Below are 23,710 nucleotides of genomic sequence, written 5' to 3'. Positions count from 1 at the left end.
CGTTTCGGGCGCCCCTTTTCGTGTCTTGGTTCAACCGCCTAGTTCAGCAGAACCCTTGGCAGCCACAGCGCGATGTCGGGGAAGGCGATCACCAGCGCCAGACCGATCAGCTGCAGCATCACGAAGGGGATGATGCCGCGATAGATTTCCTGGATCTTCACCTCTTTCGGCGCCACCGCCTTCATGTAGAACAGCGCGAACCCGAAGGGGGGCGTCAGGAACGAGGTTTGCAGGTTTACCGCCAGAAGGATGGCGAACCAGTAGGTGACCTCGAACTTGGCGACGTGATCGCCGAAATCCAGCCCCGCGATGATCGGCGCGAAGACCGGCAGAACGATCAGCGTGATCTCGATCCAGTCAAAGAAGAAGCCCAGGATAAAGACGATGAACAGCACCGTGAACAGAACCTGCCACGCGCCGACATTGCCCACCCAGCTTTGCACGATCTCGTCGCCGCCAAGAAAGCGGAACACGGCCGAGAACAGGGTCGCGCCAAGGAAGATGCCAAAGATCATCGCGTTGGTCAGCATGGTGCGATGCACCACGTCGCTGACGACACGCCCGAAATGGCGCAGTTCGTTCCAGAACCCGCCGCCAACCGCGTGGTCGTCAAGGTCAACCTCGGACGGGGTTTCCAGTTCGAACGGCTTTACCCCAAGCCCCGGCAGGATCACCAGGTTGATCAGCCCCAGCAGAACCGCCCCCATGGCGCCGACGCCTGCGGCCTCGGTCGGGGTGGCGAAGCCGCCCAGGATCGAGCCAAGCACCAGCCCGATCAGCACGATCGGCGGCACGAAGCTGCGCAGCACCATCAGGAACACGCCGCCCTTGGTCTGCGGCCCGATATCGGCGTCCAGCTTGGGCGCCAGCGACGGGTTGATCGAGCAGCGGATGACGATATAGGCGACATAAAGCGCGGCCAGAAGCAGGCCGGGGAACACCGCCGCCACGAACAGGTTGCCCACCGAGCGGCTGAGCAGGTCGGCCATGATCACCAGCATGATCGAGGGCGGGATCAGGATACCCAGCGTGCCGGAGGCGGCAATGGTGCCGGTGGCAAGCTCGTGACTGTAATTGCGCTGGATCATCACCGGAAGCGCCAGCAAGCTCATCATGATGACCGATGCCCCGATGATGCCCGTGGTCGCCGCCAGGATCGTGCCCATCAGAGTCACCGCCAGCGCCAGACCACCAGGAACACGGCGCAGCAGGACCTGAAGGCAGTTCAAAAGGTCGCGCGCGATGCCCGAACGTTCCAGCATCGTGCCCATGAAGATGAACATCGGGATCGCGGTCAGGATCAGGTTTTCCATGATCCCGCCGAAAATCCGGCTGGGCAGAAGCTTCAGGAAGATGAACTGGAACTCACCCAGCGCCATGCCGATGAAGGCAAAGGCCAGGCCAACGCCGCCCAGGATGAAAGCCACCGGAAAGCCGGTGAACAGCATCACCCCGAGAACGACGAACATGTAAATCGGAAGGTAGTCGACCATGTCAGTGCCCTCCGCCAAACAGTTCGTCTTCCTCAGCGGCGCTGAGGTTGCCGGTCATGCCCGCCAGCGACTTGATCCACTGCGAGATCCCGGCCAGCAGCAAAAGCGCAAACAGGACCAGCAGGCCCGCCTTGACGATCCACAGGTTTGACAGCCCGGTCTGGGACTTGGAAATCTCGCCCGAGATGAAGCTTTGCTTCACAAACGGCCAGCTCAGCCAGAAGCCGATGACCGAATAGGGGATCAGCGCGACCGAGATGCCGATGAACTCGATGATATGCTTACGCCGGTTTGAGAAATTGTCGCGCAACAGGTCGATCCGCACATGGGCGTTGCGCGTATAGGCATAGCCGATGGCAAACACGATCAGGCCCGAGTGCAGCCAGTATTCAAACTCTTGTATCATGGTCGAGTTCAGACCGGCGGGTTTGGGCACGCCGAAATAGCGGGTGATGACGTCGTAACAGACGACCAGCACCAACAAGGCCCCCATCCAGCCCCCCATCGTGGCAAATATCCTTAGCAGCCGATCTATGCCCCGGCTGAGGGCCAGCAGTCCCTGCATGTGTTTCCCCTGTTGTCACGCCGGTTCTCTCCGGCTTGTGTCCGCCCAGTAAGCAGGCGAAGGGCCCGGCAAATCAAGTCGCCGGGCCCGATTGAAGACAAAACTGCCTTATTTGAGATAGCCAAGATCCTTCCACGCGGCGTATTCGGCGCGGAATGCGGTCATCGAATCCCAGACCCCTTTGAAGTCGGGGTTGGCGGCGATTTCCTCGGCCACGACCTCATCCCAGGCGGCGCTGAAGGTGCCCAGCATCTCGTCGCTCCACTTGTGGATGGTGACGCCCTGCGCGGCCATTTCCGCCAGCGCCTTGCCCTGGATCGCTTCACCTTCGGCCAGCTGGGTGGCGACGTTGGCGCGGCAGGCGGTCTTGATCATCGCCTGCTGACGTTCATCCATGCCGTCCCACTTGGACTTGTTGATCAGAAGTTCCTGGATGGTCGACTGCTGGTGCCAGCCGGGGAAATAGTAATGCTTGGCGATATTGTAGAAACCAAGGTTCTGGTCGATGGCGGGCATCGAGAACTCGGTCGCGTCGATCGTGCCGCGCTCCAGCGCGGGATAGATGTCGCCACCGGCCAGAAGCTGGGTGTCGACGCCCAGTTTCTGCATCACCTTCGCGCCCAGACCGAAGAAGCGCATTTTCAGGCCCTTCAGGTCCTCGGGTCCGTTGATTTCCTTGCGGAACCAGCCCGATGCCTCGGGTGCGATGACGCCACAGACCAGCGAATGGATGCCATCGCGGTTGTAGATCTCGTTCATCATGTCCTCGCCACCGGCATACCAGTGCCAGGCCAGGTATTCCCCCGCAGACGGGCCAAAGGGCACGGCGGCAAAGAGGTTATAGGCCGAGTTCTTGGAACCCCAGTACCCCGGCACCGACCAGCCGGCGTCAACCGAGCCGTTCGAGACGTTGTCATAGATTTCCAGCGGCGGCACCAGGGCGTTCGGTTCAAAGAATTTCACTTCGATGTCGCCGTTCGAGATCAGGTTCAGCGTGTTCTGAAGCTTGACGCCCGCTTCACCCAGCTGGATCAGCGATCCGGGGAAGGTCGAGGGCATGTTCAGCGTGACCTTGTCGGCCTGCGCCGCGGTTGCCGAGACCACCGCCAGCGTGGCGGCTGCAATTACGTGTTTCATGGTTTTCCTCCCATTGGTGTTCCGTATTCTCCTCGTGACGGAACGTTGTGATTAACGCTTGTCGGGGCGGCAAAGCCCCTGATTTTACCCTTTTTCACTCCCTCCTTTCATCCAACCGTAGGTCCTGACGGTCTTTGTCGCGACATATTTTTCCGTCGCGGCGTTGAACTCGATGAAATGGGGCAGCCCGAGATGGGTCTCAAAGGCGGCCTTGTCGGTGTAGATTTCGCAAAGAAAAACCTCGTCCGGTTCGTCGCCGCCGCCGCAGACATCAAACCGCAGACAGCCCGGTTCGCGCGCCATCGAATTCTGTGCCTGGGCGTGCATCAGCGGCAGGAATGCCTCCATCTGGCCGGGGTTGATCTTGAAAGTCACACAGACGACGAACATCAGCGGGTCTCCGGTTTGGCCAGCGCGACGCGACAGCCGGTTTCATTGCTTTGATAGGCGGCTTCGGTGGCGCGCATGACGGACAGGTATTCTGCGGCTTCGTTTTCGAACGGGGCGTCGCCCCGCAACGCCGCGACCACGTGGCGGTTCAGCAGATCGACGCAGCCGCCGCCAAAGGCCGTTTCATCAATCGGGCCGGGGACGGGGATGTCCTGCCAGTCGCGGCTGCCAAAGGCGCGGAAGCGCAGCGCGCCCATCCCGTCAAGCCGCAGGGTGCCGCCAGAGCCTTCGATCTCCATCTCGCCCATGGTGCGGCGGGGATTGTCGGTGGCGTGATCGGCGAGGCGGTTGCCGTCGAAAACCGAACGCGCCCCGCCCGCGTGGGTCATGGTCAATACGCCAGCGTCTTCTCCGGCCAGCGCCGGGTTCAGCTGGCGCAGATCGGCGTGGACATGCGTGATCTCGCCCAGAAGCCAGCGAAACAGGTCGACGAAATGCACGCCGGTTTCATGGATCAAAAGGCGCGGCATGGTCTGGAAGGCGGGTTGGCGATCCAGATAGGCCTCCGGGCCGCGCCCATCGCCGGGACGCAGGGCAAAGCGGACCTGGAACACCTCTCCCATCTGACCCGACTGAAGGAAGGATTTGACCGCGCGATGCCAGGGTTGGAACCTGAAATTCTCGTGTATGATCAGCGTTGTATCGGTCGAAGTTGATGCCATCGCCAGCGCCTCGGCTGCCGCGATGGAGGTGGTAAAGGGTTTCTGGCAGATCACCACGCGCCCCGGTTCCAGCGCGGCCCGCACCAGCGCGTCATGGGCGGGCGGCGGGGCGACGATATCGATGATGTCGGGTTTGGTTTCCGCGATCATCTGAGCCGCATCCGAATACCCCTTGACCCCAAGTTCCGCGGCAACCTCATCGGCGCGACCCCCGTCGCGGTCACAGACCCCGACCAGCGCCACCCCGTCGATCCCGGCCCAGCTTTTCAGGTGGAACTGGCTGAAATAGCCAAGCCCGATCACGGCCACGCGATATGTCGGTTCGCCGCTCATACCTTGCCCCCGAACCGCGCCCGCAACTCGGCCACCTGTGCATCCGTCAGCGGCGCGGTGTTCAAATTCTGCAACATCAGGAACAGCTTGGCGGTTTCTTCAAGTTCTTCCGTGGCATAGACCGCATCCGCCAGCGATTTTCCCGCCACGACAGGCCCGTGATTGGCCAGCAGAACCGCGTGATGGTCCGACGCCATCTCCTCAACCGCCTTGGCCAGTTTGATATCTCCGGGCGCATAGTAATCGATCAGGGGCAGGGTGCCGATCCGCATGACGTAATAGGCCGTCAGGGGCGGCAGCACGTCGGCTTTGTTGACATGGTGCAGGCACGAGACCGCGACCGAATGGGTCGAGTGCAGATGCACGATGGCCTGGGCGTCCGAGCGTTTGCCATACATCGCCGTATGCAGGAACGCCTCTTTGGTGGGCGCATCGCCGTCAATATGGTTTCCTTGGGCGTCCAGTTTCGAAATACGGGCCGGGTCAAGATCGCCCATGGACGATCCCGTCGGCGTCATCAGCCAGCCATCCTCGGTACGGACCGAGATATTGCCGGTTGATCCGAAAGTCAGCCCGCGCTCAAAGATCGAGCGGGCAAAGCGGACGATATCCTCGCGTTGGCGGGTCTCAGTCATGCCAGCCTCGCAAATGCTTTTTCGAAGAAGTCGGGCGTGCCGAAATTGCCGGATTTCAGCGCCAGCGCGATCTCGGTGCCATCGGTGGTCTGGGTCCACGGCACGCCGGGGTCGATCTCGCCGCAGATTTTCAGCGCGCGGATATCAAGGCCGCTGACCACCGCGCCCGAGGTCTCGCCGCCCGCAACGACAAAGCGGCCAAACCCGGTCTGCGACAGGGTGCGGGCGATGTTGGCAAAGGTCTCTTCGACCATGGCGCCCGCCTTTTCGACACCGTAACGGGCTTGCGTCGCGGCGACCTCATCGGGGTCGGCCGAGGCATAGATCAGGGCAGGGGCAGTGGCGGGGCGCTGATTGGCCCAGTCGACCGCGGCCCCGGCGACGTCCTCTCCGGCGGCGATGGCATCGACATCCAGTTTCATCACCGGCCAGCGGTCTTTCACAAAGGCAATCTGGCCGCGCGTTGCCACCGAACAACTGCCCGCCAGCACTATTTCGCGGCCCGCAACGCGGGGCATGGCGGTGGCGGCCTCGGACGGAGAGATGCCGAAATTCGCCGGCAACCCCATCGCCACGCCGGACCCGCCGGTGATCAGCTTGTGAAACTGCGCGGCGCGGCCAATGGCGCGCAGGTCGCGGTTGTCGATGGCATCGGCGACGGCATAGCCGCAGCCATCCAGTGCCAGCTTTATCAGTTTTTCTTCAATAGCTTCCGCGCCGTTCTTCACGTGGTCATGCGACACCAGCCCGACCCGTTTGCGCGACTGCGCCGTCATCAGGCGCACAAGGCTTGAATCGGTCATCGGGGTCAGCGGGTGATGCCGCATCGGGCTGTCTGACAGCAACTCCTGCCCGACAAACAGATGCCCCATATAGACCGAGCGCCCATTGATCGGGAAGGCCGGACAGATCAGCGCGATCTCGGCGTCCAGCTCGTCCATCAGCGCATCCGCAACGGGTCCGATATTGCCCTGATCGGTGCTGTCGAAGGTCGAGCAATATTTGAAAAAGATCTGCCCCGCGCCCTGTTGCGTGAGCCAGCGGCAGGCTTCAACCGATTGCCCCACCGCCAGTTCCGGCGCGATGGTGCGCGATTTCAGCGCGATCACGGCGGCGTCGATCCCGGTCAGATCCGGCACCGCGTCGGGCGTGCCGAACAGTTGCAGGACGGACATGCCTTCGTTCACCAGCGTCACCGCCAGATCGGTCGCGCCGGTGAAATCATCGGCGATGATGCCCAGTTTCAGGCTCATGGGTGGGCCTCGGCGATCAGGGTCGCGACTTCTTCGGTCACGGCGCGCGTGCCCATGTCGCCGCCAAACTCCATCGGGCGCAGTCGGTTCTGGGCAAAGCCCGCATCCACCGCGTTTTCGATCAACAACCCGGCGTCGCACATCGCCGGATTGCCCAGCTTCTCGCCAAGGTAATCCAGCATCAGCGCGCCTGACAGGATCGCCGCCAGCGGGTTGGCCTTGTCCTGCCCCATGATGTCGGGGGCCGAGCCATGGGCGGGCTGGAACAGCGCGTGAGCGTCACCATATTCGCCGCAGGCCGCCATGCCCATGCCGCCAACCAGCCCACCGGCAAGGTCCGACAGGATGTCGCCGAACATGTTCTCCATCACCATGACATCGAACTCCCAGGGTTTGCGGACAAGATCCAGCGCCTGCGCGTCGACATAGTTGTAACCCACTGGGGTATCGGGGAATTCCTGCGCGATCTCGTTGAATATCTTGCGGAAGAACGCCATCGATGTGAACACATTGGCCTTGTCGACGCAGGTCAGCTTGCCCGGTTTTCCACGGGCCGCGCGTTTCTGCGCCAGCCGGAATCCGAAGCGGCACAGCCGCTCGGTCACGTCGCGGGTGATGCGCAGCGTGTCGCGGACCTCGTCGTCGCCGATCACCTGTGACCGGCCATGCACGGCGGCGGAATAGAACAACCCTTCCGTCGACTCGCGCAGGATCACCATGTCGATCCCCTTGGCGCGCGGATCGGCCAGCCGTTGCGGGGCGTTGGGATAGGCTTTCACCGGCCGGACGCCGGCGTATAGCTGGAACCGGTCGCGCAGGCGCAGATGCGGCGAGATCTCGGTTCCGTCGGCATGGCGGATCGCGGGCAGGCCAATCGCGCCAAGGAAGATCGCGTCGCAGGTGCCGGCGCGTTCCTCGCCGCCCGGTTCGATGTCGATGCCGTGGTCGCGGAAATACCCCGCGCCGGCGGCAATATCGGTGGTGTGAAGCGCAGGCAGGCCCATGCGCGACAGGGCGGCGGTCACACAGAACAGCGTGGCGTCGGTGACGTCGATTCCGATGCCATCCCCCCGGATAACGGCGATATTTGCGTTTTTGGTCACGTGGTCAAATTCCTGATCTCAAAGCTGTGGCAACCCGAAGGTCTCAAGGATGTTCAGAAGTTCGCTGGCCGCACGGCGGCGGTGGTCGCGGAACAATTGCTCGACCCCCTCGGCATCCCCGGAGAGGAGAAGATCGAGGATGTCGCGGTGTTCACGGGTCGAGCGGACCGGCTTGTCGCGCATCCGAAGGGTTACCATTCGGGCGCGATGGGCCTGGTCGTAAAGCGAAGAGGCAAAGCCGATAAGACGGCGATTTCCGTGCAATTCCAGCAAGGTGCGGTGAAATCGGTCATCGGCGGCGGCCCATTTCTCAAGGTTGCCCTCATCCAGCGCCGCCTCCATGTCGTCGGTCGCGGCAATCAGCGGGGCAAGCTCGGCCTTCGAGGGGTTGCGCCGCGCCAGTTCCGCCGCGGCATGGGGCTCTAGCGCGCCAAGAAGGTCATAGATCTCGGTCATGTCCGACGCCAGCACCGGCAGGATGCGCGCGCCCCGGCGGGGGACAAGCTGCACCAGCCCCTCGGCCTCCAGCCGCAAAAGCGCCTCGCGGACCGGGGTGCGGCTCATGCCAAGCCGTTCGGCAAACTCGGGCTCGGGTGCCTGGAAGCCGGGCAACAGCCGGTTCGACAGGATTTCCCCCTTCAGGCGGGCATAGGCGTCATCGACGCGGCTGATACGGGCGGGTTTGGTCACGGCAACTTTCACTGATTCACGGAGCAGTTGCCATTGTGTGGCACATGAAAAACGCATCGTCAAATTTTTTAATGTATACATTGTTGAGGGGCGTGATATGAAAGCCGTGACACATGAACAAAGGGGGCAGGATGTCCGGGATCTGGTCAATCTACGCGGTGAAATACGCCGACAGGAACGCACGCACACGCGCCGACAGCTTTCTTGACGACGATCACCCCGCCGCGCCGCACGGTATGGATTACTTTACCTGGGTGCTTGAGGGGGATGGCCGCCGGATCGTGGTCGATACCGGCTATGAAGAGGCCGAGGGCAGGGCGCGTGGCCGTCCGATCCTGCGTGACCCGGCGCAGGCGCTGCTGGCGCTGGATCTTGATCCCGAGACGGTCGAGACGGTGATCATCACCCATATGCATTACGACCATGCCGGCGGGCTGACCCGATACCCGAAGGCCATGTTCCACCTGCAGGAAACCGAGATGGGCTTTGCCACCGGCCCCTGCATGTGCGACCCAGACCTGCGCGCGCCCTATACCGCTGACCATGTCTGCGACATGATCCGCCACCTCTATTCGGGGCGGGTGATCTTTCACAAGGGCGACGCCGAGATCGCGCCGGGGGTGACGGTCCACCGGGTTGGCGGTCACTCGAAAGGGTTGCAGGTGGTACGGGTGATGACGGCGGGCGGGCCGGTCTGTCTGGCGTCGGACGCATCGCATTACTATGAGAATTTCGAGGCCGGCAAACTGTTCCCCATCGTCGCCGACAAAGAGGAAATGCGCGCAGGCTTTGCCCGTATCGTGGAACTGGCCGAAGATCCGGCGCGCGTCATTCCCGGCCATGATCCGCTTGTGCGCGAGCGTTTCCCCGCCTACGGGCGCAGCGGGTTTGTCTGGAAACTGGGCTGAACCTCTTGGAATTTATGGGTTTCATGTTAGCTTTGCACGCGCAAGCAAGGGTGAAAGGCTGCCATGAACACCTATATCCGCGCCGCGGCCCTGGCGGTTTTGAAAACCTATGCGCAGGATCACGGGCTGCCGCTCAGGCCGATCATGGCGCGCTATCGCCTTGCGCCCGAGGTGCTGGACAGTGCCGACCGGGAAATTCCGTTCCTGTCCGCCATCGCCATTCTGGAAGAATGCGCGCGCGAATGGCAAATACCCGATCTTGGGGTACAACTGGGCAAGAAACAGTCCTTTGACGCCATCGGCGTGGTCGCGCTGGTGGTGCGGATGGAGCGCACGGTGCGCGACGCGGTCCAGGCGGTGCTGCGCAACCTGTTCCTGCACACCAACGCGGTGATCGTCGAACTGCGCGAACTGCCTGGCGGCAAATATGCGGAACTGTCGATGGATGTCCGCTCCGAGGGCACGGGCGCACGGCAGTACCGTGAAATGTCGCTCTGCGGGGTCAAGAACGACCTGATCGCCATTGCCGGGCGGAACCCGGTCTTCGTCAAGGCGCGGGTGCCGCATGGCCCGTCGAAAGGGCGCGAGATCCTGTCACGAGAGCTGAACTGCCCGGTCGAATACCACGCCCGCAGCTGCGCCGTGGTGTTCGAGGCGGATATTCTCGACCTTGCCATTCCGCAGTCCGACATCGCCTTTCATCCGATCATCAAGCGTTATCTCGTCGAGGCGACGCAGGAAAAACAGCGCGACTTCACCGAGGTCGTGCGGCTTGAGATATTCCGGCAAATGTCGTCGGGCGAGGTCAGCCAGGACAAGGTCGCCGACGCGATGCGGTTGCAGAAACGCACGCTGCAACGGCGGCTGAAAGAGGCCGGCACCAGTTTCCGCGAACTTCTGGACGGGGAACGCAAGCGCAAGGCGCTGACATTGGTGCAGCAGACCCGGCTGTCGATGTTCGAAGTGGCAATGGCGCTGGGATATTCCGATCAGACCGCCTTTAACCAGGCGTTCAAACGCTGGTATGGGCGCAACCCGCTGGCCATCCGGCGCGAGGATGACCGCCGCACGGCCTGAAGCATCGGGTTTCTGGAAAGTTGCGGAAGAGGACAGTCACTGGGATGGGCTGGGTAGGACCGCCCCCTTCCTTGCCGACCCCGCTTGGGACGGGCGGCAGATCCGCAATGTCGCAGACGACACGAGCAATGCCGCCGGATCCTTGCGAATTTCGAATGATTTGGGTGCCAGCCTGGAACCGGCACCCGACCCCGTGAGTGATTGCAGGTCCGATAGCGACCCGGGGCCATACGTTGTCTGGCACCGGACGACATGCCCCAACAGGGAGGGACGCGTGGGGCGCATTTGCCGCCCGGTGCCAGATGAAGATCCAACCCCGGCACTGGGAGGGAGGGAGGAAAATTGCCGGGGTCGGACCTGTTCGAATTACTTGTCTAAATCGTTGAAAATAAACCTTTTTGATTTCGGGGCGGGCCAAACACACCAACAACCGGCCCGCCCCTTTTGTTACCAACGTCACTCGTTACGAACGGCCAGCACATCAACACCGGGCACAAAGTCACCAAAAGGCCGTCCTTACTAAACTCTTGCCACCTCTTACGGTTTTGCCGGGGCCGCGGCCGTGAACTCGGCGGTGCGGTCAGGCAGGCTCCAGTTTGCCGGCAGCGTCATCGCGCAGGATGTCGCCAGTCCATGCAGCATCACCCGTGCCCGCCGGCGAAACGCCAGCCCGCTGCGGCCCAACCGGGACAGCACGGCACGGGTTTCGCCTTCGGACGCCGAGATGGCGTTGCGCCAGCGCCCGGTCACAAGCGCGCGGGTCGGGCGGAAAGAGAGTGCCGCAAGCAGATCGGTCGTCTCTTTCCGGGTGCGCACAGGCAGTTGCGCGATCTCCCGCTCCAGCGCTTTCGTCGCAACCTCAAGGGCTTCGGCGCGCTCTTCCGGGTCGGAGGGCAGGGACCGACCCAGCTCCGCCGCAAGGAGGCGTGACAGGACGACACGACCCTTGGGCGTAAGTTCACCAGACGAAGCAACCAGTTGCCCGTCGCGACCAAAAAGCGACGCGACCCGGGCCGTGACGGTCAGCACGGCACCACCCGGGCGACCGGGCGCGGCGCCCTTGTCACTGGGATGAAGAAATGCCAGAACCATCTTGTTTCTCCGTTTGGTTTCAAACTCTTGTCTTATCGAAGGGGGTGTTTCTTATCGCCCCTTCATGACCAAGAGATGGGTCGGTCCAGCGCCGTTTTCTTTGCAGCACATGCTGGAAATTTTGCATTTTGCGTCACCGGGCATGTCGTCTGCGCCCAAATCGGTATCCGGGGCCGGTTGACCTCTGGTCTGGGCGTGTCAAGTTGGCGTCAAAGCAGGAGAGGTCGATGAACATCTATGTCTTGGCACTGTTCGACGCGGTCCGGCGTTTCGTCGACCATGACGGATTCATGCGTTGCAGCCACATTGCCCTGACCATGATGCTGGCGCTGTTTCCCTTCTGCATCTTTGTCCTGTCGCTGGCGGTTCTGGTCGGGCCGACGACGGATGTCACCTATCTGATGGATTTTGTCTTTGGCTCGTGGCCGGAACAGGTGGCCGCGCCAATCCAGCGAGAGGTCTTGCGCGTCCTTCAGAACACCGACAGCGGCAGCCTGACCTTCGGTGCGGTCTTTACCCTGTTCTTCGCCTCAAACGGGGTCGAGGCGCTGCGCCTTGGTATCACCCGCGCCTATCGCGACCATGACCCGCGCCCGTTCTGGCGGACGCGGATCCAAAGCCTCGTGTTCATCTTCGGTGCGGCGGCGCTGATCTTTGTTTCGGGGACGGTGTCGGTGGCGATCCCGCTTTACCTGTCTTACGTCGAAGACGCCGTGGGGGTGGTTCCCGCCGAATGGCTGACCTTTCTGTCCACCGACCTTGTGCAATTCGTGGTTCTGGGCTGCGCGCTTTTGATCGGGGTCGTGGCCTGCCACAAATTCCTGCCCGGCCTGCGCCGTCCGGTGTCGGATCTGATGCCGGGTATCCTTCTGTCGATCGTCTTGTGGCTGGCGGGGGCCAAGGCGTTTGGTTTCTATGTCGCGCAGTTCTCGCGTTACAGCGTCACCTATGCCGGGCTTGCCGGGGTCATGGCGGCGCTGATGTTCCTTTACGCGATGGGCGCGATTTTCATTCTCGGGGCCGAGTTCAACGGCGCCCTGATCGCGCGCCGGGAAAACGCGACCGCTGACGCCTCAGAGCAGGGGTGAAAACAGCCGCGCGATGGGTGCCATGTAGCGGATGCGCCAGGGCTGCTGGGTGATGGTTTTCTCAAGCCGGTAGGCGTTCAGGAAATCGGTTTCCAGCATATCCGCCACATCCCGCGCCGCGTCGGTGTCAAAGAACAGCGCGGTGGCCTCGAAATTCAGCCGGCATGAGCGGTTATCAAGGTTGATCGTCCCGACCGAGGCGATGCTGTCATCGACCAGCAGCACCTTCTGATGCAGGAACCCGCCCTGATAGCGCCAGATCTCGGCGCCGCAGGCGCGCAGCTCGTCGAAATAGGCAAAGGCCGCGTGCCAGGGCGTGTAATGGTCCATTTCATCCGGCACCAGAATGCGCACCTCGACCCCTCTCAGCGCGGCAAGGCACAGCGCGGCGCGGACTTCTTCGGGGGGCACGAAATAGGGCGAGGCGATCCAGATCCGGCTTTTGGCGGCGGCAATGGCGGCGAGGAAGTAATAGGTGCCCGCATCCAGCCGGTCCGCCGGGCCGCTGGCCAGCAGAACCGCATCCATGTTCTGCGGCGCGGGGGTGACCTGCCAGCTGAGTTCGCCCAGGATGTCGGCATTGGTCGCCCAGTGCCAGTCCTCGACAAAGACCAGCTGCAATTGCAGCACCACGGGGCCATGCAGCATGACATGGGTGTCGCGCCAATGGCCGAACTTGGGGTCCTGGCCCAGGTATTCCACCCCGACATTGTGACCGCCGGTAAAGCCGGTTTTCCCGTCCACGACCACGGTCTTGCGGTGATTGCGGAAATTGATCTGGAACCGCTTGGTGGGGCCGCGCAGGGCGTTGCTGTCATAGACCTCGATCCCGGCGGATTTGAGTTCATCGACATAGGTCGCGGGCAGGCGCGAACAGCCGATCGAGTCATAAAGCACCCGCACCGACACGTCCCGCTTCCGCGCCGCAAGCAGCCGTTTCGCCAGATCCTGCCCCAGCGCATCGTCGCGCAGGATATAAAACTGCACCAGAACATAGCTTTCGGCACCGTCAATGGCGGCAAAAATCGCGTCAAAGCTTTCCTCGCCATCGACCAGCAGTTCCATCGCGTTGCCCGACAGGACCGGCAGCTCGGCGATTTGTTCGAACGCGCGATAGTTCAGCGCGCCGCCGTCGCCCCTGGGGCGGTATTCCTCGACCGCGAGGGCAACCCCGTCGATCACCGCCTGCGATTTCTGACGCGCGATGGTATAGCCGTGGATGCGGCTTTGGCCGAGGAACAGATAGGCGGCCACCGCGATGAACGGCGCCAGGATCAGGAACACCACCCAGGCCACCGCCCCTTGCGGGGTGCGTGAATAGCCGATGGCGCGAAAGGCAAAGATGACCGCCGCCACTTCCAGGGCAACGATCAGACCGGCGCCGAGAAGGGCGAAAAACTGAAAATCCATAATGTCCCTCTGGTTGAGCCGCGGGGGTGGTCAATCCGTGCAAGATAACCGACGCACAGCGATTGCCAATCCCGCCTGTCTACGTAATCTGTGCGCCGAGGGGGAAAACCATGACAGACCGGACCATTGGCACGTTTTTTGAAACCCATGCTGCGCGGTGGGGGCAGGCGGATTTCCTTGTGGCCCCGGCGGATGCGGGGCGGGACTACCATCCCGACGGGTTTCGCCTGACCTATGCCGATGCGCTGGCCGAAATCCGCCGCCTAGCCGGTCATTTCGCCGCCGCAGGGCTGGGGCACGGCCACCGGGTTGCGGTGCTTCTGGGCAACCGGCCCGAGATGGTACTGGTCAAACAGGCGCTGAACCGGATCGGGGCAGGGTGGGTGCCGGTCAATCCCGACTATCGCCCGGCCGAGACCGCCTATCTGTTGCAGGACAGCCGTCCGGTCCTGATCCTGACCTGCGCCGCGATGCAGGATGCGATGCAGGCAGGGCTGGCCACATCCGGCCTTGATATCCCGCTGGTCACGCTGGAAGAAATACCCGCTGCGCTGCCCGCCGCGCTGCCCCATGTCGCGTCCGCACCCCGTGCCGGTCAGCCCGTCACGGGCGAGAGTGAGGCCAGCCTGATCTACACCTCCGGCACCACCGGGCGGCCCAAGGGCTGTATCCTCAGCCATGACTACGAGATTTCGCTCGGGGAATGGTATGCCTCGGTCGGCGGGCTGTTGCAGTTGAAACCCCGCGAAACCCGCATCTATTGCCCGCTGCCGCTGTTCCATGTGAATGCCGGCATCTTGTTGACCTTCGGGGTGATCGCATCGGGCACCTGCCAGATCGCCGCCGAGCGGTTCCGCGCCAGCACCTGGTGGGCCGAGATCGCCCAGACCCGCGCCAATGCCGCCCATTACCTTGGCATCATCATCCCCGCGCTGATGAACGCGCCTGCCGCGCCGACGGATCGTGACAACGGGCTGGACTGGGCGGTGGGCGCGGGGGTCGAACCAACCCTGCACCGCGCCTTTGAAACCCGCTTTGGCTGTCCGCTGATCGAGGTTTGGGGCATGACCGAGATGTGCCGCATCCTGGCCGATGCCCACGCGCCCCGCCAGATCGACACCCGCGCCATGGGCCGCCCGGTGCCGGGGCTGGAGGTGCGTGTCGTCGACGAACACGACAAGGAGGTGCCGCGCGGAACACCGGGAGAAATGGTGCTGCGCCACTCGGCCGAAACTCCGCGCAAATGGTTTTTCTCGGGCTACCTGAACCTGCCGGAAGAGACCGAAAAATCATGGGCCGGGGGCTGGTTCCACACCGGCGACACGGTGGTCATGGACGACAGCGACATGGTGTTCTTCCTTGATCGCAAGAAGAACATCATCCGCAGGTCCGGCGAAAACATCGCCGCCGCCGAGATCGAGGCAGTTCTGCAGGAACATGAGGCCGTGGAACGGGTCGCGGTGATCTCGGTCCCGGACGCGATGCGCGACGAAGAGGTGATGGCCTGTGTCCAGACCACCGGCACCGGGTCAGAGACACTGGCGCGCGTGCTGTTTGACTGGTGTTTCGAACGTCTGAGTTACTACAAGGCGCCGGGCTGGGTGCGTTTTGTCGACGAAGTTCCGGTCACGGGTACTCAGAAAGTGCAGAAACACAGCCTTTTTGCCGACGGTGAAGATCCGACTTGCGGCGCGTTTGACTTCCGCGACTTGAAGAAACGCGGCTGAGGCGCGTCACGCCCCTTGCAGAAACGCCGCCAGCTGTCGTTTGAACCGCGCGCGATGGGCAATCGCGACCGCTTCCTGCGTGGCCGCGCCATACATGCCCGTCACAGTCGCGGTGGAAATCGCGACATATTGGGTGATCGCGATCAGCTGGTAGAGGGCGGCGAACAGGTCGGCCTCAGTCGCGTCCCGCCAGGCGGGGATGTCGCGCGCCTGCGCCATCAGCGCGTCCAGATAGGGCTGCAACGGGTAAAGCGCGGCATCGCCCGGACTGTCCAGAAGCGCGCGCACCACAAGCCGCGCGTCCTGCGGATTTCCTGTCTGGTCAAGGAACGTCGCCTCAAGATACCCCGCCAGCCGCTCTGCCGGGGGCAGGTGGGAAAACCCCTCAAGCCGCGCCAGCAGGCGGTTGCTGAGATCGGTCAGGACCTCGGCATATAACCCTTCCTTGCTGCGGAAATGGTGCAGGAAAGCCTGCTTGCTGACACCGGCCATCTTTGCCAGCGCCGCAAGGCTGAGACCGTGAAACCCGTGGTCGGAAAACCCGGCAGTGGCGATCTCAACGTAATGGCTGCGGGGGGCGTGGGCGGTCATGGCGGCTCCTGTTTTCGGGGTCAGGATAGCGTCACTCTTGCCAACTTACCAGATGGTAAGTATAACTGCTTACCATTCGGTAAGTTTGTGCGAGGAGGCGCCCATGGACCGCAGCGAAGAAATTGGCCTGATCGAGGAAATCATCGGCTTGGCGGAACAGAAATCGCCGTTTCTGGACGCCGAGGTCACCCATTCCCCGATCAGCCGCTATGCCAGCCCGGAACGGTTCCAGCGCGAAAAGGCGCTGATCTTCAAACGCGAGCCGCTGTCGGTTCTGCGGTCCGAGGAACTGGCCAACCCCAATGATTTCGTGGTGCGCGACGTGCATGGTCTGCCGGTCCTGTTCGTGCGCAATGATGCGGGCGAGGTGATGGCGTTCCTCAATGTCTGCCGGCATCGCGGCGCGACGCTGGAACGGGACGGGCAGGGCTGCAAGCGGGTCTTTACCTGCCCCTATCACGGCTGGAGTTGGACCAATCGCGGCGAGTTGCGCGCGGTGCCGCAGGAAAAATCCGGCTTTCCCGATCTGCCCCGCGCCGAACGCGCGCTGCGCCGCCTGCCGGTGGCGGAACGGCACGGCTTTGTCTGGGTGATCGCCGACCCCGATGCCGCCACCATCCCCGAGATCGGGCCGTGGCTGGGGCGGCTGGATGCCGATTTCCACTGGCTTGACCTTGCCGGACACCGGATCGTCGCCGAGGATACGGTCGACATCAAGGCCAACTGGAAAGTGCTGGTCGAGGGCGGGATCGAGGCCTATCACTTCCGCGTTGCGCACAAGGCGACCATCGCACCCTATTTCCCCGACAACCTGTCGACCTATGCCATGTTCGGCGCGCATATGCGCTCGGTCCTGCCGCGCAACACGATGGTCGATCTGGACCGTAACAATACCGACGGCTGGTCGATCCGCCGCGATGCCAACCTGCTTTACACGCTGATGCCGACGACCCAGCTTCTGGTGCAGCAGGACCACGTGATCTGGATCCAGTCCACCCCCCGGTCCGAAGGGCTGACCACGATGCGCCTTGTCACCATGGCACCCGAGGGGGCGGGGCAGTCGCAGGACTATTGGCAGAAGAACCACGCCATCACCATGGCGACACTGATGGAGGATTTCGAACTGGGCGAGGAAATCCAGGCGGGTTTTGCCTCTCGTGGCAACCCCAGTCACCTGTTTGGCCGGTTCGAGGGCGCGCTGAACCGGTTCAACCTTCTGGTCGAGGAAAGGATCAGCGGATAGCAAAAAAGGCGGGCCCTGGCCCGCCTTCGCGTAATGTTATGCCCGGCGGCGGCGACGTCCGCCGCGTCCGCCACGCCCCTGGTCTTCCTGTCCCGCTTTCGGCGGCGCCTTGTTGAAGCGGATCCACTCGGCCCCGCCGTCATCGTGGTTGGTCAGGAAGTTGGCGGCGCGGATCGCCTCCATCTCCTTGCCCGGACGGGGCAAGGTCGAGCCCATGCCGAACAGCTGGACAAAGGTCTCGTCATCCATGTCGGGCGGCAGGAAGATACCGGCGGCCTCGACCTCGGCCTTCTTCTCGGCGATCTTCTTGGGGCCAACCGGCAGGGCGACCGGGTTCATGATCGCGCTGGTCATGCCCGCGCCCATGGCCATCGGCAGAAACGCGTTGTTGATGCCGTGGCGGTTGGGCAGGCCGAACGAGATATTGGACGCGCCGCAGGTGGTGTTGACGCCCAGTTCCTCGCGCAGGCGGCGCACAAGGGTAAAGACCTGATGCCCGGCGGTTGCCATCGCACCAATCGGCATGACCAGCGGGTCGACCACGATGTCATGCGCCGGGATGCCGAAATCGGCGGCGCGTTCGACGATCTTCTTGGCGACGGCAAAGCGCACCTCGGGGTCTTCGGAAATCCCGGTGTCGTCGTTCGAGATCGCCACCACGGGGACATTGTATTTCTTGACCAGCGGCAGGATGGATTCCAGCCGTTCCTCTTCCCCGGTGACCGAGTTCAGCAGCGGCCGGCCATTGGCGGCCTCAAGCCCGTTTTCCAAGGCACCCGGTACGGAGGAGTCGATGCACAGCGGGCAATCGGTCACTTCCTGCACCTTCTCGACCAGTTCGCGCATCAGCGTCGGCTCGACAAAGTTGTTGTCGGCATAGCGCGGGTCTTCGGCCATCTTGTTGGAAAACACCGCGCCCGAGTTGATGTCCAGCACCGTCGCCCCGGCCGCGACCTGCGCCAGCGCATCCGACTGCACGCGGCTGAAATCGCCGCGCTCAAGCTCTTCGTTCAGGATCTTGCGGCCCGTCGGGTTGATCCGCTCGCCGATGACGCAGAACGGTTGGTCGAAGCCGATGATCGCGGTTTTTGTCTTTGATTCGATGACGGTACGGGTCATTCTTTATCCTTGGCTTGCTGCGGCGGGTACGGTCGAGACGCCGCCATTGTCGATGGCCCACTGGGCGTTGGTCTTGATCCCGCCCAGCGGGAAGAAATGGCAGGATTCGATATTGAAACCGGGGTTGGCGGCCTTGTGGTCGGCCAGCGCGGTGATGACTTCGGTCGGTTCGTAGGGCAACAACAGTTTCGACACATCCATCGCCCGTTTCTGCAGCACTTTCAGCGAGGGGCCGACGCCGCAGGCAATGGCGAACTTTATCAGGGTCTGGAGTTTCGCAGGCCCGGCAATGCCGATGTGAATGGGCAGGGTGATGCCCGCCGCCGCCAGATCATCAGCCCATTTGATGATCGGTTTCGCGTCAAAGGCAAACTGCGTGGCAATCGCCATCTGCGCATCCGTGGTTTCCGAGAATTTCTGTTTCCACTGAAGTGCTTGGTCGACGTTCTTCATGCTGCCGTCGGGGTCGATGTCGCGGTTGCCCTCGGGGTGACCGGCGACATGCAGGCGGGTGAAACCGGCCTTGTCGAACAGCCCCGTCTCCAACAGTTGCATGGACGAGTCGAACGTGCCCACAGGCTGCGCCACACCGCCCGCCAACAAAAGCGCCTGCCTGACACCGGCCTCACCCTGATAGCGCGCAATCCAGTCGGCCAGCGTCGCCTCGTCCTTGATGATCCGCGCCGGGAAATGCGGCATGACGTTGAATCCGTCCGCCGCCAGACGCCGCGCGGTGGCGACCATGTCGTCAATCGGGGTGCCGTCGATATGGGCGATGTAGACCCGCGTGCCTTCGGGCAGAAGGCTGCGGAAATCCTCGACCTTCTCGGCGGTGCGCGGCATCACCTCGATCGAGTAATCCTTGAGGAACGCCTCGACATTGGGCGAGGGCGTGTCAACCGGATCGGTTCTGCGCTTGAAGTTCAACAAAGCCATTGCGGTCTCCCAGAGGCGGCGGGGTGTCATGCCCAGCCATCATTGGCGATCAGCGCCTTGATGCGCGCCTGATCATATTCCGCTTCCAGACGCGAGGCTTCGGCCTCGGCCACGTCAGCGGGCTCTCCCTCGACCGGATAGGGCTCGGCTTTGCGCCATTCGGCGAGATAGGCGTCGGTTTCCGACGCCCCCACCTTCATGGCCGCGCGGTCGATCGCCTGTTCAAAGCGTTCGGCCAGCACCCGTTTCGCACCACGCCGCCCCTTGCCCACGATCACCTGGGCAGGGATGTCTCGCCAGTAAACAATGGTCACGTCCGGCATGGTCTGATTCCCCGGTTTCGGTTGATCCTTCCTAGATCACCACAAACCGTCCCTTATGTTCGTTTTCGACAGATGGTCCGCATTTGGCGACTTATCCATACCGTGCCGCAAAGTTGTGAACCACCGTGTTGGGCGTGAATTCTTTGCATGATCGTGATGAGCGATCCGAAGTTTGGGTCGCTTGAAGCGTCTCAGCGGCGCAACGACGACTGCGGGGGATTGCGCCGGGACAGACGAGTGACTAACCTGAGATCAACACGATATGGAGGGCGTGACTCATGGCGCCCAAGCGTCCCGAAGGTGCGGGCGCGTTCCCGAAACCGGTTGAGAGCCCCGCGCCGAACCTGCCGGACCCGAGCGAGCTTTATGCCGCGCTGGATCTGGGTACAAACAGTTGCCGCATGCTGATTGCCCAGCCCAAGGGCAACCAGTTTCACGTGGTCGACAGCTTCTCGAAATCCGTGCATCTGGGCGCGGGCCTGGAAAGCACGGGCCGGTTGTCGCGCGGTTCGATGCGGCGGACGATCCAGGCGCTGCGCATCTGTCAGCAGAAGCTGAAACGCCACAAGGTCAAGCGCATGCGGCTGGTGGCGACCGAAGCCTGCCGCCGCGCCCGCAATTCCCGCGATTTCATCAACCAGGTCCGGCGCGAGACCGGTCTGCGGCTTGAGATCATCCAGGCCGAGGAAGAGGCACGGCTGGCGGTGATATCCTGCGCGCCGCTGGTCTCGACCAAGACGGAACAGCTGCTGGTTGTCGATATTGGCGGCGGCTCGACCGAACTGGTGTGGATCGACCTGTCCGGCGTGCCGCCGATGCAGCGCCCCAAGGCGATCATGCGCCTGCATACCGGGTTTTCACAGGCCGACAGCCCGTTCCCGGTGGCGCGGGTGGTGGACTGGATCTCGGTCCCGCTGGGCGTTGCCACGCTGCGCGACCAGTTCCACGACGTCACCGACGACGCCGCCCGTTTTGCGCTGATGAGCTGGTTTTTCGAGGAAAACCTGGCCGAATTTGCGCCTTACAAGGATGAACAGCCGCGCGAGGGGTTCCAGATCGTCGGCACGTCCGGCACCGTGACCACGGTTGCGGCGTCGCATCTGGGGCTGCGCCGCTATGACCGCACCAAGGTCGACGGGCTGCGCATGACATCGGAACAGATCGACAAGGTGATCCGGGGCTATCTTGACCTTGGCCCCGCCGGACGCCGCCGCGACCCGCGTATCGGGCAGGACCGTCAGGCGCTGATCATGTCCGGTTCTGCGATTTTGCAGGCGTTGTTGCGCTGCTGGCCGACGGACCGGTTGTCCGTGGCGGACCGTGGCCTGCGCGAAGGGCTGCTTTACGCCCAGATGAGCGCCGACGGCGTGCTTGAGGACGGGCCGTTTTGATTTGCTGACCGCGTGGCATAAGCTGCGCGCCAGATATTACTTTTTGGCCTGTTACGAGCGATTCCCATGTCCGATCCCATTTCCGGTCCCACGTCCGATCCCAAGCTCAGCCCCGCACCTCTGACGTACAGATGGGTTGTCCTGGCTGCCGCGACTCTGATCCTGGCCATCGGTATCGGGGGGATCGTGAACGGCATGTCCGCCTTTATCGTCCCCATGCAAGAGGCCTGGGGCTGGCAGCGGGGGCAAACCTCGCTGATCAATTTCGCGGGCATTCTGGGTCTTGCCTTCGGGGGGCTCTTTTTTGGGCGCCTGTCTGACCGGACCGGCCCCCTGCGCCCGATCCTTCTGGGCGTGGTGGTGGTCAGCCTGACCTATGTGCTTGTCGCCTTCGCGGCGCAGCTTTGGCAGTTCTACCTGATCTTTCTTGTCGGCGGGTTTTTCGGGGCCGGAGCGTTTTACGTGCCGCTTCTGGCGCTGGTGCCGGCATGGTTCCGAACCGGGCCGGGCCTTGCCATCGGCGTGGTGTCGGCGGGGCAGGCGCTGGGGCAGGGCGGGTTCCCGTTCCTTGCCTCGTTCCTTATCGGGCAATACGGCATTCACTGGGCGTTTGGCATCTGCGGCGCGATCATGCTGGTGACCCTTGTGCCGCTGGCCCTGTTGCTGCGCAGTGCGCCGCAGGTGGAGGGCGCCGACAAGACGCGGGCCGAAGCGATCGAGCGTGGCCTGCCACCGACCCGCACCGTGGTGATCTGGCTATGTGCCGCCATCCTGTTGTGCTGCACCTGCATGTCGGTGCCGCTGATGCATCTGGTGCCGCTGATCCGCGATACCGGGATCGCAATCGGCGACGCGGGCAGCGTGATCTTCGTGATGCTCATGGTCGGGGTTCTGGGCCGCGTGGCCTTCGGGAAATTCGCCGACATGATCGGAGCGCTGAACGCCTATGTGATCGCTGTGGCGTGGATGACGCTTCTGGTGGCCGGATTCCTGCGGATCGACAGCCTTGGCGGATTCTATACCTATGCCGTGATCTATGGCTTTGGCTATGCCGGGGTGATGACGGGCATCCTGGCCTCAGTCGCGGCGCTGACACCGGCGGCAAAACGCGCCTCGGCCATGGGGTTTGTCACCCTGTTCGGATGGTTCGGCCATGCCATCGGGGGGTCGATGGGCGGCATCCTGTTCGACCTGACCGGTGATTATAACGCGACCTTTGTCACCGCGGCCTTGTTCGGCGCGGCCAACCTGATCGTGGTCACGCTGTTCCGTCTGCGACTGCGCGGCCCGCGCCAGCCCGCCGGGGCAGCGGCCTGATCGCGCATCTGACGCTTCTTGCTTGAGGCGGCGCCGTGAAGCGAATAGACAATCTGTTCTAGAAAAGGTTTCGGACGGGCAAAATTTTCTGGAAAATTTTGGTCCTCGGAAAGGGTACGGTCATGGCCAAGAACACATCCGGGCGCGGGCAGCGCGAGCTGAAGGTCAAGGTCAAGACCGCGCGCGGGCGCAAGCTCTCGTCGACGCGCTGGTTGCAGCGTCAGCTGAACGACCCCTATGTCAAACGCGCGCAGGCCGAGGGCTATCGCGGGCGCGCGGCGTTCAAGATACTGGAACTGGACGAGAAATTCCGCTTTCTCGTGCCGGGCGCGCGGGTCGTGGACCTTGGCTGTGCGCCGGGTGGCTGGTGTCAGGTGGCGGTGAAGCGCGTCAATGCGCTGGGTGAGAAATCCGGCAAGAAGATTGGCTCGGTCCTTGGGGTCGACCTGCAAGAGGTCGAACCAATCGCGGGGGCCGAGATCCACCAGCTGGATTTCATGGAAGATGACGCCGACCTGAAGGTCAAGGACTGGCTGGGCGGCAAGGCCGACGTGGTCATGTCCGACATGGCGGCGGCGTCCTCGGGGCATAAACAGACCGACCATTTGCGCATCATCGCGTTGTGCGAAGCGGCGGCCTATTTCGCCTTCGACGTGCTGGAAGACGGCGGCACCTTTGTTGCCAAGGTTCTGGCGGGCGGGGCAGAGGGTGAATTGCAGAAGCTTCTGAAACAGAAGTTCACCAAGGTCGCCAATGTCAAACCGCCGTCGTCACGCTCCGACAGTTCCGAGAAATTCGTGGTCGCAACCGGGTTCCGGGGCGGCGCGAAGGACGGCGATCAGGACGATCTGGGCTGAGGCCGCAGCGATTCTTCGGCCTGCCGGATGAAGTTGGCGCACAGGATCGGGTGCGGGGCTTCGTCGCGTTTCGGACGAAAATTCCGTCCCGCCAGGTTTTCCTGACGGATCAGTTCAAAAAGCCGCGCATGACGCGGCGGGCTGGCAGCGGTGAAACGCGCCCGGGGCACGTGTTGCATGACAGTCTCCACTGGTTAACAGCCGCGCGAGCAGGTGGCGGCAAACGTGATACCTAACTGCCGATCCGGGCAAAAACGGCCCAAAACTCGGTCTGAACAACGGTGATATTGTGACGATGCCCGCGGTTTCC

The 23,710-nt window shown here is 62.8% G+C and carries 24 protein-coding genes; 8 read left to right on the top strand and 16 right to left on the bottom strand.

Features of this window, described 5'->3' with window-relative positions:
* Positions 1–38 precede the first annotated feature (38 nt).
* From JQ863_RS11535 to JQ863_RS11495, 9 genes are all read right to left on the bottom strand, one after another.
* Positions 39–1,493 (bottom strand): TRAP transporter large permease, encoded by a 1,455-nt coding sequence (locus JQ863_RS11535; protein ID WP_204114414.1) that lies wholly within the window; start codon positions 1,491–1,493, stop codon positions 39–41.
* Between the two features lies 1 nt (position 1,494).
* Positions 1,495–2,058 (bottom strand): TRAP transporter small permease subunit, encoded by a 564-nt coding sequence (locus JQ863_RS11530; protein ID WP_204114413.1) that lies wholly within the window; start codon positions 2,056–2,058, stop codon positions 1,495–1,497.
* Positions 2,059–2,166: 108 nt separating this feature from the next.
* Positions 2,167–3,195, bottom strand: coding sequence for a TRAP transporter substrate-binding protein (locus JQ863_RS11525; RefSeq protein ID WP_204114412.1), 1,029 nt, complete (start codon positions 3,193–3,195; stop codon positions 2,167–2,169).
* 84 nt (positions 3,196–3,279) lie between these two features.
* On the bottom strand, positions 3,280–3,585 hold the full coding sequence (locus JQ863_RS11520) for a putative quinol monooxygenase (protein WP_204114411.1): 306 nt from the start codon (positions 3,583–3,585) through the stop codon (positions 3,280–3,282).
* The gene (locus tag JQ863_RS11515) at positions 3,585–4,640 is read right to left on the bottom strand and encodes a Gfo/Idh/MocA family protein (protein WP_204114410.1); all 1,056 of its coding nucleotides are present in this window, start codon (positions 4,638–4,640) and stop codon (positions 3,585–3,587) included. The genes JQ863_RS11520 and JQ863_RS11515 overlap by 1 nt, the downstream gene beginning before the upstream one ends.
* Complete coding sequence (gene otnC, locus JQ863_RS11510) at positions 4,637–5,275, bottom strand: 3-oxo-tetronate 4-phosphate decarboxylase (protein WP_204114409.1); 639 nt, start codon at positions 5,273–5,275, stop codon at positions 4,637–4,639. The genes JQ863_RS11515 and otnC overlap by 4 nt, the downstream gene beginning before the upstream one ends.
* The gene (gene otnK, locus JQ863_RS11505) at positions 5,272–6,528 is read right to left on the bottom strand and encodes a 3-oxo-tetronate kinase (RefSeq protein WP_338055516.1); all 1,257 of its coding nucleotides are present in this window, start codon (positions 6,526–6,528) and stop codon (positions 5,272–5,274) included. Before otnK ends, otnC begins: the two co-directional genes overlap by 4 nt.
* Positions 6,525–7,631 carry an isocitrate/isopropylmalate family dehydrogenase gene (locus tag JQ863_RS11500; RefSeq protein WP_204114408.1) on the bottom strand — a complete coding sequence of 369 codons (1,107 nt, stop codon included), beginning with the start codon at positions 7,629–7,631 and terminating at the stop codon, positions 6,525–6,527. Before JQ863_RS11500 ends, otnK begins: the two co-directional genes overlap by 4 nt.
* Before the next feature lie 18 nt (positions 7,632–7,649).
* Positions 7,650–8,321 carry an FCD domain-containing protein gene (locus JQ863_RS11495; protein ID WP_204114407.1) on the bottom strand — a complete coding sequence of 224 codons (672 nt, stop codon included), beginning with the start codon at positions 8,319–8,321 and terminating at the stop codon, positions 7,650–7,652.
* A 131-nt stretch (positions 8,322–8,452) separates the two neighbouring features.
* Between JQ863_RS11495 and JQ863_RS11490 the strand changes: the two genes are divergently transcribed.
* Together JQ863_RS11490 and JQ863_RS11485 are read left to right on the top strand one after the other, a co-directional pair.
* A complete protein-coding gene (locus JQ863_RS11490; RefSeq protein ID WP_204114406.1) occupies positions 8,453–9,229 on the top strand; it encodes an N-acyl homoserine lactonase family protein in 777 nt (258 codons plus the stop codon).
* A 63-nt stretch (positions 9,230–9,292) separates the two neighbouring features.
* Positions 9,293–10,306, top strand: coding sequence for an AraC family transcriptional regulator (locus tag JQ863_RS11485; RefSeq protein ID WP_204114405.1), 1,014 nt, complete (start codon positions 9,293–9,295; stop codon positions 10,304–10,306).
* 537 nt (positions 10,307–10,843) lie between these two features.
* Here the strand turns inward: JQ863_RS11485 and JQ863_RS11480 are convergent.
* Positions 10,844–11,398, bottom strand: coding sequence for a hypothetical protein (locus JQ863_RS11480; protein ID WP_204114404.1), 555 nt, complete (start codon positions 11,396–11,398; stop codon positions 10,844–10,846).
* A gap of 227 nt (positions 11,399–11,625) precedes the next feature.
* On the opposite strand from JQ863_RS11480, the gene JQ863_RS11475 reads away from it, so the two are divergent.
* Positions 11,626–12,486: a YihY/virulence factor BrkB family protein gene (locus JQ863_RS11475; RefSeq protein WP_204114403.1), complete on the top strand. Its 861-nt coding sequence runs from the start codon at positions 11,626–11,628 to the stop codon at positions 12,484–12,486.
* Here JQ863_RS11475 and cls read toward each other — a convergent pair.
* A complete protein-coding gene (gene cls / locus JQ863_RS11470; RefSeq protein WP_204114402.1) occupies positions 12,472–13,896 on the bottom strand; it encodes a cardiolipin synthase in 1,425 nt (474 codons plus the stop codon). The two genes, JQ863_RS11475 and cls, sit on opposite strands and share 15 nt — an antisense overlap.
* Before the next feature lie 110 nt (positions 13,897–14,006).
* Here cls and JQ863_RS11465 point away from each other — a divergent pair, with 110 nt between their 5' ends.
* Positions 14,007–15,623 carry an AMP-binding protein gene (locus JQ863_RS11465; RefSeq protein ID WP_204114401.1) on the top strand — a complete coding sequence of 539 codons (1,617 nt, stop codon included), beginning with the start codon at positions 14,007–14,009 and terminating at the stop codon, positions 15,621–15,623.
* 6 nt (positions 15,624–15,629) lie between these two features.
* Here JQ863_RS11465 and JQ863_RS11460 read toward each other — a convergent pair whose 3' ends face one another.
* A complete protein-coding gene (locus JQ863_RS11460) occupies positions 15,630–16,214 on the bottom strand; it encodes a TetR/AcrR family transcriptional regulator (RefSeq protein WP_204114400.1) in 585 nt (194 codons plus the stop codon).
* 103 nt (positions 16,215–16,317) lie between these two features.
* Here JQ863_RS11460 and JQ863_RS11455 point away from each other — a divergent pair, with 103 nt between their 5' ends.
* Positions 16,318–17,457, top strand: a complete 1,140-nt coding sequence (locus JQ863_RS11455) for an aromatic ring-hydroxylating oxygenase subunit alpha (RefSeq protein ID WP_204114399.1) — start codon at positions 16,318–16,320, stop codon at positions 17,455–17,457.
* A 36-nt stretch (positions 17,458–17,493) separates the two neighbouring features.
* Here JQ863_RS11455 and JQ863_RS11450 read toward each other — a convergent pair whose 3' ends face one another.
* From JQ863_RS11450 to JQ863_RS11440, 3 genes are read right to left on the bottom strand one after another with little or no spacing between them, the layout of a single operon-like run.
* Positions 17,494–18,576: a methyltetrahydrofolate cobalamin methyltransferase gene (locus JQ863_RS11450; RefSeq protein ID WP_204114398.1), complete on the bottom strand. Its 1,083-nt coding sequence runs from the start codon at positions 18,574–18,576 to the stop codon at positions 17,494–17,496.
* Between the two features lie 3 nt (positions 18,577–18,579).
* Positions 18,580–19,512: a methylenetetrahydrofolate reductase gene (locus tag JQ863_RS11445; RefSeq protein WP_204114397.1), complete on the bottom strand. Its 933-nt coding sequence runs from the start codon at positions 19,510–19,512 to the stop codon at positions 18,580–18,582.
* Positions 19,513–19,538: 26 nt separating this feature from the next.
* Positions 19,539–19,835 carry a virulence factor gene (locus JQ863_RS11440; protein WP_204114396.1) on the bottom strand — a complete coding sequence of 99 codons (297 nt, stop codon included), beginning with the start codon at positions 19,833–19,835 and terminating at the stop codon, positions 19,539–19,541.
* Between the two features lie 278 nt (positions 19,836–20,113).
* Between JQ863_RS11440 and JQ863_RS11435 the strand changes: the two genes are divergently transcribed.
* From JQ863_RS11435 to JQ863_RS11425, 3 genes are all read left to right on the top strand, one after another.
* Positions 20,114–21,226: a Ppx/GppA phosphatase family protein gene (locus JQ863_RS11435; RefSeq protein WP_204114395.1), complete on the top strand. Its 1,113-nt coding sequence runs from the start codon at positions 20,114–20,116 to the stop codon at positions 21,224–21,226.
* Between the two features lie 66 nt (positions 21,227–21,292).
* Complete coding sequence (locus tag JQ863_RS11430) at positions 21,293–22,543, top strand: MFS transporter (RefSeq protein WP_204114394.1); 1,251 nt, start codon at positions 21,293–21,295, stop codon at positions 22,541–22,543.
* A gap of 122 nt (positions 22,544–22,665) precedes the next feature.
* Positions 22,666–23,400 (top strand): RlmE family RNA methyltransferase, encoded by a 735-nt coding sequence (locus JQ863_RS11425; RefSeq protein ID WP_204114393.1) that lies wholly within the window; start codon positions 22,666–22,668, stop codon positions 23,398–23,400.
* On the opposite strand, the gene JQ863_RS11420 is transcribed toward JQ863_RS11425, so the two are convergent.
* Positions 23,382–23,579, bottom strand: coding sequence for a hypothetical protein (locus JQ863_RS11420; protein WP_204114392.1), 198 nt, complete (start codon positions 23,577–23,579; stop codon positions 23,382–23,384). The genes JQ863_RS11425 and JQ863_RS11420 overlap by 19 nt on opposite strands.
* Positions 23,580–23,710 lie beyond the last annotated feature (131 nt).

Origin of the sequence: Shimia biformata, assembly GCF_016888515.1 — a bacterium.
Taxonomy (GTDB): Bacteria; Pseudomonadota; Alphaproteobacteria; order Rhodobacterales; family Rhodobacteraceae; genus Shimia_A; species Shimia_A biformata.
This window is presented reverse-complemented; position numbering and strand designations above follow the sequence as displayed.

Coding starts and splice junctions, on each gene's coding strand:
- JQ863_RS11535 (WP_204114414.1), bottom strand. CDS start 1,493: ATGGTCGACTACCTTCCGATTTACATGTTCGTCGTTCTCGGGGTGATG.
- JQ863_RS11530 (WP_204114413.1), bottom strand. CDS start 2,058: ATGCAGGGACTGCTGGCCCTCAGCCGGGGCATAGATCGGCTGCTAAGG.
- JQ863_RS11525 (WP_204114412.1), bottom strand. CDS start 3,195: ATGAAACACGTAATTGCAGCCGCCACGCTGGCGGTGGTCTCGGCAACC.
- JQ863_RS11520 (WP_204114411.1), bottom strand. CDS start 3,585: ATGTTCGTCGTCTGTGTGACTTTCAAGATCAACCCCGGCCAGATGGAG.
- JQ863_RS11515 (WP_204114410.1), bottom strand. CDS start 4,640: ATGAGCGGCGAACCGACATATCGCGTGGCCGTGATCGGGCTTGGCTAT.
- otnC (WP_204114409.1), bottom strand. CDS start 5,275: ATGACTGAGACCCGCCAACGCGAGGATATCGTCCGCTTTGCCCGCTCG.
- otnK (WP_338055516.1), bottom strand. CDS start 6,528: ATGAGCCTGAAACTGGGCATCATCGCCGATGATTTCACCGGCGCGACC.
- JQ863_RS11490 (WP_204114406.1), top strand. CDS start 8,453: ATGTCCGGGATCTGGTCAATCTACGCGGTGAAATACGCCGACAGGAAC.
- JQ863_RS11485 (WP_204114405.1), top strand. CDS start 9,293: ATGAACACCTATATCCGCGCCGCGGCCCTGGCGGTTTTGAAAACCTAT.
- JQ863_RS11480 (WP_204114404.1), bottom strand. CDS start 11,398: ATGGTTCTGGCATTTCTTCATCCCAGTGACAAGGGCGCCGCGCCCGGT.
- JQ863_RS11475 (WP_204114403.1), top strand. CDS start 11,626: ATGAACATCTATGTCTTGGCACTGTTCGACGCGGTCCGGCGTTTCGTC.
- cls (WP_204114402.1), bottom strand. CDS start 13,896: ATGGATTTTCAGTTTTTCGCCCTTCTCGGCGCCGGTCTGATCGTTGCC.
- JQ863_RS11465 (WP_204114401.1), top strand. CDS start 14,007: ATGACAGACCGGACCATTGGCACGTTTTTTGAAACCCATGCTGCGCGG.
- JQ863_RS11460 (WP_204114400.1), bottom strand. CDS start 16,214: ATGACCGCCCACGCCCCCCGCAGCCATTACGTTGAGATCGCCACTGCC.
- JQ863_RS11455 (WP_204114399.1), top strand. CDS start 16,318: ATGGACCGCAGCGAAGAAATTGGCCTGATCGAGGAAATCATCGGCTTG.
- JQ863_RS11450 (WP_204114398.1), bottom strand. CDS start 18,576: ATGACCCGTACCGTCATCGAATCAAAGACAAAAACCGCGATCATCGGC.
- JQ863_RS11445 (WP_204114397.1), bottom strand. CDS start 19,512: ATGGCTTTGTTGAACTTCAAGCGCAGAACCGATCCGGTTGACACGCCC.
- JQ863_RS11440 (WP_204114396.1), bottom strand. CDS start 19,835: ATGCCGGACGTGACCATTGTTTACTGGCGAGACATCCCTGCCCAGGTG.
- JQ863_RS11435 (WP_204114395.1), top strand. CDS start 20,114: ATGGCGCCCAAGCGTCCCGAAGGTGCGGGCGCGTTCCCGAAACCGGTT.
- JQ863_RS11430 (WP_204114394.1), top strand. CDS start 21,293: ATGTCCGATCCCATTTCCGGTCCCACGTCCGATCCCAAGCTCAGCCCC.
- JQ863_RS11425 (WP_204114393.1), top strand. CDS start 22,666: ATGGCCAAGAACACATCCGGGCGCGGGCAGCGCGAGCTGAAGGTCAAG.
- JQ863_RS11420 (WP_204114392.1), bottom strand. CDS start 23,579: ATGCAACACGTGCCCCGGGCGCGTTTCACCGCTGCCAGCCCGCCGCGT.